Below are 11,181 nucleotides of genomic sequence, written 5' to 3' on the forward strand. Positions count from 1 at the left end.
GTAATGGAAGATAACAAGTTGAAAATTGAAAGCCGTTTAGCACAAATCGGGTCCATCAATGAACCGGTCACCGGGGCCGTGAACTTTCCGATCTATCAATCCACTGCGTTCCGTCACCCAAAATTGGGACAAAGCACGGGATTTGATTACATCCGTACAACAAATCCGACGCGCAAAGTGCTTGAGGAAGCCGCTGCTGCTCTGGAGTCCGGTGATGCAGGTTTTGCCTGCAGCTCGGGTATGGCCGCGCTGCAAACAATCTTTGCGATGTTTAGCCAAGGGGACCACCTGATTGTTTCCCTGGATCTGTATGGTGGTACATATCGCCTGTTGGAACGAATTTTGTCCCGGTTTGGTGTAACTGCAAGCTATGTAGATACGAATGATCTTACAGCGCTGGAAGACATCCGTCAGCCGAATACAAAAGCGGTATTTATCGAGACACCAACGAACCCGCTCATGATGATTACGGACATACAAGCTGTTGCTTCTTGGGCCAAAACACACAACTTGCTAACCATCGTGGACAATACGCTGCTGACCCCATTCTTCCAGCGTCCGATCGAACTTGGCGCAGATATCATCATCCATAGTGCGACCAAATATCTGGGTGGGCATAATGATGTGCTTGCCGGATTGATTATTACCAAAGGGGAAGCCTTGTCTGAAGAGATGGCCTTCCTTCATAACTCCATTGGTGCCGTGTTATCACCGAATGATTCCTACCAATTGATGAAAGGCATGAAAACACTTGCCCTTCGTATGGAACGTCATGAGTATAACGCGCTTACCATTGCGAAGTTCCTTCTGGAGCATCCGGCTGTTGCCGAAGTGTTTCATCCGGGGTTGTCTGATCATCCGGGATATGAGATTCAGCAGAAGCAGTCTTCGGGAAATACAGGCATTTTCTCGTTCAAAGTGAAAGACGCACGTTATGTTGAGCCGCTGCTGCGCCATATCAAATTAATTGCATTTGCTGAAAGTCTTGGGGGTGTAGAGTCACTCATGACGTATCCTGCGGTGCAGACCCACGCGGATATTCCACATGAAATTCGTGATGCTGTAGGTGTGGATGATCGCCTGCTTCGGTTCTCGGTAGGCATTGAACATGCGGAAGATTTGATTGCAGACCTGAACGCTGCACTGCTGGCCGCACAGCAGGAAGTTGAAGGAGGCGTAACCTCATGAGTGAATCGAGCAACCATAAGCCGAGTACGTCGGAGCTGAAGTTTGATACCAAACTGCTTCACTTTGGAGATGAGATTGACAAGACGACGGGTGCGTCGAGTGTGCCGATCTATCAGGCTTCTACATTCCATCACTTTGATATTTTTAATCCGCCGCAGCATGATTACAGCCGTTCAGGTAATCCAACCCGTCAAGCTTTGGAAGATTACATTGCACTGCTTGAAGGCGGGGTACGCGGATTTGCCTATTCTACAGGGATGTCTGCCATATCCAGTGTGTTCATGATGTTCTCCGCAGGGGATCATATCATTGTAACGGAAGATGTATACGGCGGTACATATCGTCTGCTGACTACGATACTAAGCCGGATGCAGATTGAGACTACCTTTGTGGATATGACCAGCATTGAGGAAGTCAAGGCAGCGATCAAGCCGAACACCAAAGCTGTGTATATGGAGACACCATCCAACCCGACCCTGAGAATTACGGATATTGTGGCGGTAACGTCATGGTCGAAGGAACATGATCTGATTACCATTTTGGATAACACGTTCATGACACCGTACTATCAGCGTCCGATTGAGCTTGGTGTAGATATCGTTGTACATAGTGCTACGAAGTTTCTAGGTGGTCACAGCGATGTGCTGGCGGGTCTGGCTGTTGCACGTACAGACGAACTGGGAAGACAGCTGAAACAGCTGCAAAACGGGCTCGGTACCGTTCTCGGAGCACAGGAATCCTGGCTTCTGATGCGCGGTATGAAAACACTTGGTGCACGTATGGCTCATAGTGAGCAGAGTACGGCTAAACTGGCTGGCTGGCTCAAGAAGCGTTCTGATATAACGGCTGTCTACTACCCAGGACTGGAGGATCATCCGGGGCGTGAAGCACACGAGCGTCAGTCTACGGGCTACGGGGCTGTGGTTTCGTTTGATGTTGGTTCGGGAGATCGAGCCAAAGCAGTCTTGAATCAGGTGAAACTGCCAATTGTTGCTGTAAGTTTGGGCGCCGTTGAGAGCATTCTTTCGTATCCGACGATGATGTCCCATGCTGCCATGCCGGCAGAGGTTCGACATGAGCGGGGAATCACGGACGGGCTGCTTCGTTTCTCTGTTGGACTTGAGGATATTGATGATCTGATTGCTGATCTTGAGCAGGCGCTTCAGGCCACTTTATAAAGTTAAACTCGATTTTTCACACGAGTTATTCTGACGTCAAGATAACCCTGGAGAGCGGTGGCAATCCCCAAATGCTTTAAATATAACTGATTTTATATGTAAAAATTTTAATTCGTTTTTGAAGCACCTTTGCATAAGGTGCTTTTTTTCACATGTAACCTGTGTTACGATATGTAAAGTACAGAAATGCGATGCTGCAGCCAAGACTTGCTTTTATATCAAGCCGGGCGGAATGTCGTATTATTTTCTCTTTACGAGGGAGGCTTTTTTACAATGAGTACGGTAGACCGTATCTTAGATAAAGCCCTTCGGGGCGAACGTTTGGACTTGGAAGACACGATTCAGTTATTTGAATCTGATGAAGTGGATAAAATCGGGGCAGCAGCCAATGTAATTATGAAACGTATGCACCCTGAACCATACAGAACCTTTGTCATTGGGCGTAACGTTAACTACACGAACGTGTGCGACGTATACTGCCGTTTTTGTGCTTTTTACCGCAGACCTGGTTCTGAAGAAGGTTATGTGCTGCCGGATGAAGTGATTTTCCAGAAGATCAAGGAAACCGAAGATGTCAACGGAACCGAGATTTTGATGCAGGGTGGAACAAATCCTAACCTGCCTTTCAGTTATTATACGGACCTGCTGAAAGCAATCAAGGAGCGTTTTCCGAATATCACGATGCACTCCTTCTCACCAGCCGAGATTATGAAAATGGTTGAAGTATCCGACGGCCTTACGCTCGAAGAGGTTGTACGTGCCATTCATGAAGCTGGACTGGACTCCCTCCCTGGTGGCGGAGCCGAGATTCTTGATGACCGTACACGCCGCAAAATCAGCCGTCTGAAAGGTTCATGGCGCGACTGGATGGACGTCATGCAGACAGCTCACCGGATCGGGATGAATACCACTGCGACAATGGTTATTGGTCTGGGTGAATCTATGGAAGAACGTGCGCTGCATCTGATGCGTGTGCGTGAAGCTCAGGATGAATGTATTGAGAACAAATATGATTCCGAAGGTTTCCTCGCATTTATTCCGTGGACTTTCCAGCCGGATAATACGAATCTCAAGCTGGAGCGTCAAACGCCAGAAGAATATCTGAAAACGGTAGCGATCAGCCGCCTGGTGCTGGATAATATCAAGAACATCCAATCCTCGTGGGTAACGATGGGTCCTGAAATTGGTAAGAAGTCGCTCGAATTCGGCTGTAATGACTTCGGCAGTACGATGATTGAAGAGAACGTTGTATCCTCCGCAGGAGCGACGTACAAAGTAAACATCGAATCTATTCTTCGCCTGATACGCGAGTCTGGTTACATTCCGGCACAGCGCAATACACGTTATGAGATTCTGCGCATGTTTGATGAAGAGAGCAGTGTACCTAAAGATTTCGTCATGCAGAACTAATATTACTTATGATATCTAAGTGTTCACGTTAAGGATGAATGTTTTCTATTTTCTATGAGAATGAATGAGCGTTCGTGATATGAGATCGGGATGAATCAGGAAAACACCTGGTTCATCCCTTTTTGATGTTGTACTGAACTGCAGCTGCAGTTTGTTTCAGATCATCAAACAGTACATATTACGCATTTGGCGATATGTTATATAGATTTTTAACTGATACAATGGAGGGACAGTTGTGCAGTCAAACCTGTTGGGAGGAACGAATCGATGAAGACAAGAAAACTTGGAAAGACAGCACTAGACGTACCCGTTTTAAGTTTTGGCGCATCCTCGCTAGGTTCTGTATTTCGAGATATTGACCGGGATGAAGGCATTCGTACCGTTCATGCGGCGATAGATGCGGGCATGAATTATATAGACGTATCACCTTACTACGGATTAACTAAGGCAGAGACGGTACTTGGTGAGGCTGTTCGTACTTTGCCGCGCAGCTCGTATACGTTATCGACCAAAGCGGGACGTTATGGCGAAAACGAGTTTGATTTTTCCCGTAAGCGTATTCTGGATAGTGTGCAGGAGAGCATGGGAAGGCTGCATACGGACTACATTGATATTTTATTCCTGCATGATATCGAGTTTGTGGCACCTGAAATTATCATTGAAGAAGCTTTTCCAACGCTATTAGATCTGAAAGAGCAGGGCGTGATCCGTTATGCTGGCATTTGCGGGCTGCCGCTGTCTTTGTTTGAAAAAATGCTGCCCCAGCTTGATGCAGATGCTATTATTTCTTATTGTCATTACGCATTAAACGATACGTCATTGTTGTCGCTTCTTCCGCTGCTTGAGGAAAAAGGGGTTGGTCTTGTAAACGCTTCCCCACTCTCCATGGGATTATTAAGTACCCGGGGAACGCCCGACTGGCACCCAGCGGGTGATCGGGTTAAGGAACTTTGTTTGAAAGCTGCTCGTTTTTGCGAGGAACAAGGCAGTAATATTGCCAAGCTGGCAGTACAATTTTCCACAGCAAATGAACAAATCCCGACAACACTGGTGAGCAGTGCAAGTCAGCAAAATATTATGAATAATGCCGCCTGGGTCGAAGAGCCATTAGATCAGAAGCTGCTGGAAGAGGTGCTGCACATTCTGGCTCCACTAAACAATGAAACCTGGCCTAGTGGACGCGCTGAATATAATGTGCACAGCAGTATAACGCCAAATTCGTCTAAGGGGGAACAGCAATAATGAGAGCTGTGGTATGTGAAGAAATTAATCGTTTGGTGCTGAAGGAACTTCCACAGCCGGTAAGAGCTGAAGGAGAGGCAATGGTTGCAATTCAGCGAATTGGCATCTGTGGTACGGATCTGCATGCCTACAAGGGCAATCAGCCGTTCTTTACGTATCCCCGTGTGTTGGGTCATGAACTTGCAGGCATCATCGAGGAGATTGGTCCCAATGAGGCTGGCCTACAGGTAGGAGATCAAGTGGCTGTTATCCCTTATCTGCACTGCGGCCACTGCATCGCCTGTCGTTCAGGCAAGACAAACTGCTGTGCTTCTATGCAGGTGATGGGCGTTCATGTGGACGGTGGGATGAGGGAGCGGATCACAGTACCTGTCACTCATCTGCTCAAAGCAGAAGGTTTAACGTTAGATGAGACAGCTATGGTGGAACCTCTCAGCATTGGAGCACACGCTGTGCGCAGAGCAGCACTTCAACCAGGAGAGCGTGTTGTTGTGATTGGAGCCGGACCGATTGGACTTGGCGTTATGGCTTTTGCTAAAGAAGCAGGAGCCTATGTTATTGCAGTAGACCGTAATGTGGACAGGCTGGAACTCAGTCGAACGTGGGCGGGAGCAGACGAGACGGTACAGGCAGATGAATCGGCGCTGCAGCGAGTATCCGAGATCACTGGTGGTGATTATGCGACGGCTGTATTTGATGCGACAGGTAATGTGCATTCCATGAACGGGGCCATCCCGTATGTAGCGCACGGTGGGCAGCTGATTTTTGTTGGGTTGGTAAAAGCGGATATCACATTTCATGATCCCGAATTTCACAAACGTGAGATGAGTATGCTCGGGAGCCGGAATGCAACGCGTGAAGATTTTGAACAGGTGCTGTCTACGCTGCGCAGCAAAAAATTAAGCATGGATGGTTATGTTACACACCGAGCAGCATTCGGTGAGCTGCCCACCTCTATGGATAAGTGGCTGTTACCTGAATCGCAAGTGGTCAAAGCGATTGTAGAGTTATAGTTTTTGTACAATTACAGTTTCATGTATAAATGAGAGACGCTCTCTTCCGAAGCGATGAACAATGGAGATTAATCCATAGATTCATCAGGGAAGAGAGCGTTTTGGTATCGTTTAGATTCCAGCCATTTCATTTTTCTGGGTTCGATACAATGCCCGCATGCGGATCGATGTGCCGAACGATCGACTTCAACCAGATCATCTCCAGGAAATGCACTTCGTAATAAAGAGTTCCTGGAATCTGTCCGATCCAGGTTTCAGATCCTGCGGTTGGGGAAGGTTCGAAAGCACCTTCGAACCTTCCCGGCTCCCTGCGCAGACGGCTGCGTACAGCTTTTTCAACTTGAGCGCTTTGAGTAGTCAGAATGCATATTTTGCGTTTGGGAGAGAATCCCCGGAAGGCAAGATACACCATTTCGTAGGCAATCAGATAAGCGATGACAGAATACATGGCCTGATCCCAGCCAAAAACAACACCAGCAGCTGTCAGTATGATCAAGTTAAGTAGCATGATTATTTTTTCGATAAGCATCCGTTTCCCGCTAAAAACACGTTCAGGCGGCCGGGAGGACGGATCACCGATTTCCAGCGTATCCAGTGTCCCACCATACCGTACGACAAGCCCGATCCCGAGCCCCAGACATAATCCACCAAACATGGCAGCAGCCAGAGGATGCTCGACGAGCGGCGGCATGGGATGCAGCACAATGGCACTAATCGAAAAGACAACCAGACCCAGAACAGTAACCAGTACAAACTTTTTCTTCACAATCTTGTAGGATAGAAATATAAACGGAACATTGAATAAAAACAGGAACAAACCGATTCGAAGCTCAGTCCAATGTGCGAAAAGGGAAGAGATTCCCGTCATCCCGCCAATAATAATTTTATTGGGGTGTAGAAATAACTCTAGTCCCACGGAGGCCAGTACTCCGCCAATAATAACCAGAATCAGATTCAACCAGCGGCGGGAAGGCGATATGCTGCCCTTGGCAGTACGCGGCACCGGATTAGCCGATATCAGAGGTGCTTTCACAGGTCATCCTCCTTATGTGCGGCTTCGAGCCATTCTCCCTGGGTTCTTCACAGAAAGTTCAGCATGCAGCCGCTTAATGGCTTGATACAATTACATGTCTGCTCTGCACGGACATGTTTTATCCTTCTTTCTGCAGAACCTTTGGTTCCTCTTTCTTTTTACGCGGATCTTTGAACTTAAATATTTTGTTCAGAATATTAAATACGTGCTTGGACTCTTTGGTTAACAGCGGCCCAAGAATGGCCAGAATCAATACATATAGTGCGGCAAATGGCTGGAGCAGTGGTAACAGTCCGCCGGCTTTACCCATGTTGGCCATAATGATTGAAAATTCTCCGCGGGATACTATGGTTAATCCAATATTGGCAGATGCTTTTGGCGAAAGTCCTGCGCTGCGTCCAGCCAGCATACCGGCCAGGAAGTTACCGAACAGCGTAATCAGCACAGCAATCAATGCCAGCCATACGGCATCCCCGCCGAGGGACAACGGATCAATCGATAGTCCGAAGCTGAAGAAGAAGACAGCTCCAAAGAAGTCACGGAACGGCAGAATCAGATGTTCAATCCGTTTAGCATGCTCCGTTTCCGCCAGTACAAGACCAACCAGCAAAGCTCCGATTGCTTCGGCAACGTGGATGGTTTCAGAGAAGCCGGCTACCAGGAACAGTGCCCCGAAAACAACAAGTGAGAATAATTCGTTGGAACGAATTTTGAGCAGTTTATTCAGCAGCGGTGTAGCTTTACGTCCGACAATGATGACTACAAGCATGAAGCCGAGAGCAATCAGGGCGGACATGATCACGCCTCCGATGGAGGAGGAATCACTGAGCACCAGTCCGGACAGGATGGAGATATATACAGCGAGGAACACATCCTCGAACATGATAATACCCAAAATCATCTCGGTCTCCGGATTGGCTGTACGTTTCAAATCAACGAGCACCTTGGCTACAATGGCACTGGAAGAGATTGTCGTAATCCCTGCGATGACCAATGCTTCAGCTGCCGGAAAATCGGCGGCAAAACCGAACACTAATCCAAGTGTAAAGTTAATCCCGATGTAGATTGAGCCGCCGACAACGATGGAGCGACCGGATTTGACCAAGCGGCCAACTGAAAACTCCAGTCCCAGATAAAACAACAGAAACAGAATACCGATGCGACCCATAAAGTCGATGAACGGCTGACTTTCGATAAATCGGAAGTCCAGATGCCAGATTTGCATGGCGTGTGGTCCTACGGCCATCCCGATCAGAATGTAGAACGGAACAACCGAAAATCTAAGTTTTGCGGATAAAAGGCCGGCTGCTGCGATGAGCACCAAGGCCAGACCTACTTCAAAAATCAAATGATCCATCGAGTTACCCCCTTCCTGTCAGGAGGAGGGACTTGAAAAGCTTCTGCTGGTTGCGTTCGCCAACGGCAACTACGGTAGATTCTGCGCTGATCACAACCTCCGGACCTGGGCTGATGTGTTTTTTATGATTTTTCTCCACAACGGCAATGACCGTTGCGCCAGAGTTTTGACGTACATTCAATTCACCAATGGATTTGCCGATGCATCCGAACGAGGTTTCGATTTTATACCATTCGATAATCAGGTCGTCAAAAGTGACTTCAATATTTTCAAGCTGTTTCGGTTTGTAAGTTAATCCGCCAACGATGGCGGCAATTTGTCTTGCTTCATTGTCATCCAGTGTAATCATGGAGATGCTTTGATCTGGATCATCATATTCAAAGTGATACATCTCCCGGCGGCCATCATCGTGAATAATAATAACGATTTTATCACCGCTGCTCGTTTCAATTTGAAATTTTTTGCCGATTCCCGGCAGGTCTGTTTCGCGTACATCCATGGATAGTATGCCTCCTTAGTGATTGAGGCTGGCCATAGAAGGGAGGCTTATCTTCCCGTAATCAGGTCATCTGCTGCTCAGGGCGGAACATCAAATGGTGCGGGGAAACAGAGCCAGTAATTCCTGACACAGCCAAATATATAATGTGAAATAGAGAAAAGTATGCAAAATAAAGTACAACAAAATAAAAAACAGCAAAATAAAGTGCAGCAAACAAAACGCCCAAACCAAGATATTTCAAAACTAACGTTTACGTAAAGGGTTATAAGTTATGCATGAGAACACCGTCCATAACGAGGAGGTAGCTCTATGCGCAGGCAGCCTTGCAAATACAGCAAACAAGCTCTTATCGAGCACAGGCGTATTTGGGTGCCATCGGAGAGAGGGATAAATACATACTGGTAAATTTAATTGGAAGCAGAAATAATCTGCGTTTGAATAGACAATACCACGGTTTAAAAGACAGACCTGCTGTGGGTATTCGCAGCACGATTAACAATGCGAGGACAAGAAATACAGGCTTGGTCTGCTTCACTGCAGCCAGCTTAGACATCACTTGCGTGTTTTTGCGAATGACAGGTTTCTGCTGAGACTCGGGTATTTGGGACAGTACTTCAAGCCCTTCTTTATTCGAAGTGGCATCAACGGATACACCAACTGCAGACTCCGTCTGCATTGGGATCGGGAAGCACAGCGCCTGAAAGACGCACAAAATGATAATAATCATGTGATGAAGCAGTCTCGGTTGTTGTCTCATTGTTGGCTTCCCCCCTTCCGTGAACATACTGTTATAAAAATAATAACACATTTTTGTCTTAACTCCAAACCATTCATTCAAAGTTCACTAAACCTTCTATTATGAGTTCTGCAAAAAAATGCTGCTCGAAGCTTTGCAAACCATTCATTAAAATATCCTCCAAAGCCTTCCTCAAAGTACCCTCCAATTCCTCTTCAAAGTATCCTCCAATTCCTTAAAGTATTTTCCAACCCTTTCCTTTTATGCTGAGAAATCATGACACCCTTTCCATCAAACCGCTTCGTATATCCCCATTGGCCTTGCCATATACTTTGAAGAGGAAGAAAGGAGTGATTCTTATGGAACTGTTTGCAGTATGGACCGATGTGTCTGGACAGGAGGAAGCAGCGCATTTTCACCGATGCATCAAGGAAAAAACCAAAGGTTTACATATAAGCAAAAGAGGCTTCCGGCTCACCTTCAAACATAAGGATGGCAGGGCAGGCTGGATGTGTAGAGGGAATGAGAATCACGAAGATTTCCAGCAGTGGCTTCCCCGCATCAGCGATCTGTTATCGCTTGGTATAGCCGATTTTATTATGGAGACGCAGGAGCACAGACTGGTAGAGGATATGATTGCCAAAACTTGTTCTGTTATGGACGAACATGAGGTTGAAAAGGTTCACCGAATCTGCATGCCGCTGCTGATCAACGGTGATTTGGGTCAGCCGGGCCTTCGAGAACGCCGACGTGCATCTTTAGCGAGAGGTTTACGGCAGGATTTGGAGGAAGTTCACTTTTTTCATCTGGAAGGCATCCTGAATTTCCGGCTGCGCAGCTACAAACAGGAACTGCAGGAATTGGTGGAATACGCTCTGGATGAATTCTGGATGGACCGCCAGTATGAAGAGTTTATGGGGCTTCTCAAGTACTTTGTTTTCTTTCAGGAAGCAAAAGTTCCTTTGATCCATCTGATTCACAAAGGCAAGCATGAATTTCAGGTGCTTGATGCGGGACTGAATCTGCTGCCTGTGCAGAAGGATGAACAGGTTGTAGTGGAGATGCCGGGATTGGAACTGGAAATGGATATTGAAGATATGATCGTGAGTACACTCATCTCCATATCTCCTGAAAAAGTGATGCTGCACACGAGTACACCCGAGCTGCCTATCATTTCAACAATATGCCAGATTTTTGAGGATAAGGTACAGATATGCCACCAATGTCCCGAATGCGAAGTGCTGCGCTCAGGATTGCTGACAGGTCTTGACGCAGGCGATTTGGGCAATTATAATAACTGTTGATCTAAGATATGAATAAATTGAGAAACAAAAGCGATGACAAAGACAAGAACCGCACGTTTGATCGGTGCAGAGAGAGGAACCTGGGCTGAAATTTCCTCCGGATATCACGTATGGTTTACCCCTTTGTAGCTGCAATTTTGAAAATAAAGCCGCATAATCCCACCATCTAAGATGACGGAAGGTTTTATGAGTAAGGATCTGCCGGGTCATGCCCGTTACCG

Annotated in this window: 10 protein-coding genes; 6 read left to right on the plus strand and 4 right to left on the minus strand. The window is 47.0% G+C overall.

All coding sequences use genetic code 11. From position 1 onward, the window contains the following. The first annotated feature begins 3 nt into the window (after positions 1-3). The 5 genes from MKY97_RS08905 (at position 4) to MKY97_RS08925 (ending at position 6,031) form a co-directional block, all read left to right on the plus strand. A complete protein-coding gene (locus MKY97_RS08905; protein WP_342555087.1) occupies positions 4-1,188 on the plus strand; it encodes an aminotransferase class I/II-fold pyridoxal phosphate-dependent enzyme in 1,185 nt (394 codons plus the stop codon). Continuing rightward, on the plus strand, positions 1,185-2,366 hold the full coding sequence (locus MKY97_RS08910) for an aminotransferase class I/II-fold pyridoxal phosphate-dependent enzyme (protein ID WP_342555088.1): 1,182 nt from the start codon (positions 1,185-1,187) through the stop codon (positions 2,364-2,366). The genes MKY97_RS08905 and MKY97_RS08910 overlap by 4 nt, the downstream gene beginning before the upstream one ends. A gap of 273 nt (positions 2,367-2,639) precedes the next feature. Beyond that, positions 2,640-3,776: a cyclic dehypoxanthinyl futalosine synthase gene (mqnC, locus tag MKY97_RS08915; RefSeq protein WP_342555089.1), complete on the plus strand. Its 1,137-nt coding sequence runs from the start codon at positions 2,640-2,642 to the stop codon at positions 3,774-3,776. 267 nt (positions 3,777-4,043) lie between these two features. Then, positions 4,044-5,018, plus strand: a complete 975-nt coding sequence (locus MKY97_RS08920) for an aldo/keto reductase (protein WP_342555090.1) — start codon at positions 4,044-4,046, stop codon at positions 5,016-5,018. Continuing rightward, complete coding sequence (locus tag MKY97_RS08925; RefSeq protein ID WP_342555091.1) at positions 5,018-6,031, plus strand: zinc-binding alcohol dehydrogenase family protein; 1,014 nt, start codon at positions 5,018-5,020, stop codon at positions 6,029-6,031. Before MKY97_RS08920 ends, MKY97_RS08925 begins: the two co-directional genes overlap by 1 nt. Before the next feature lie 127 nt (positions 6,032-6,158). Here the strand turns inward: MKY97_RS08925 and MKY97_RS08930 are convergent, their stop codons facing one another. The 4 genes from MKY97_RS08930 to MKY97_RS08945 form a co-directional block, all read right to left on the minus strand. Continuing rightward, positions 6,159-7,064 carry a YitT family protein gene (locus tag MKY97_RS08930; protein ID WP_342555092.1) on the minus strand — a complete coding sequence of 302 codons (906 nt, stop codon included), beginning with the start codon at positions 7,062-7,064 and terminating at the stop codon, positions 6,159-6,161. A 118-nt stretch (positions 7,065-7,182) separates the two neighbouring features. After that, positions 7,183-8,421, minus strand: a complete 1,239-nt coding sequence (locus MKY97_RS08935) for a cation:proton antiporter (protein WP_342555093.1) — start codon at positions 8,419-8,421, stop codon at positions 7,183-7,185. Positions 8,422-8,425: 4 nt separating this feature from the next. Beyond that, positions 8,426-8,920, minus strand: a complete 495-nt coding sequence (locus tag MKY97_RS08940; protein WP_342555094.1) for a cation:proton antiporter regulatory subunit — start codon at positions 8,918-8,920, stop codon at positions 8,426-8,428. A 346-nt stretch (positions 8,921-9,266) separates the two neighbouring features. Next, on the minus strand, positions 9,267-9,677 hold the full coding sequence (locus MKY97_RS08945; RefSeq protein WP_342555095.1) for a hypothetical protein: 411 nt from the start codon (positions 9,675-9,677) through the stop codon (positions 9,267-9,269). A gap of 338 nt (positions 9,678-10,015) precedes the next feature. On the opposite strand from MKY97_RS08945, the gene MKY97_RS08950 reads away from it, so the two are divergent. Continuing rightward, the gene (locus tag MKY97_RS08950) at positions 10,016-10,960 is read left to right on the plus strand and encodes a putative sporulation protein YtxC (protein ID WP_342555096.1); all 945 of its coding nucleotides are present in this window, start codon (positions 10,016-10,018) and stop codon (positions 10,958-10,960) included. The last annotated feature ends 221 nt before the right edge of the window (positions 10,961-11,181 follow it).

Source organism: Paenibacillus sp. FSL R7-0652 (assembly GCF_038595045.1).
Taxonomy (GTDB): Bacteria; Bacillota; Bacilli; order Paenibacillales; family Paenibacillaceae; genus Paenibacillus.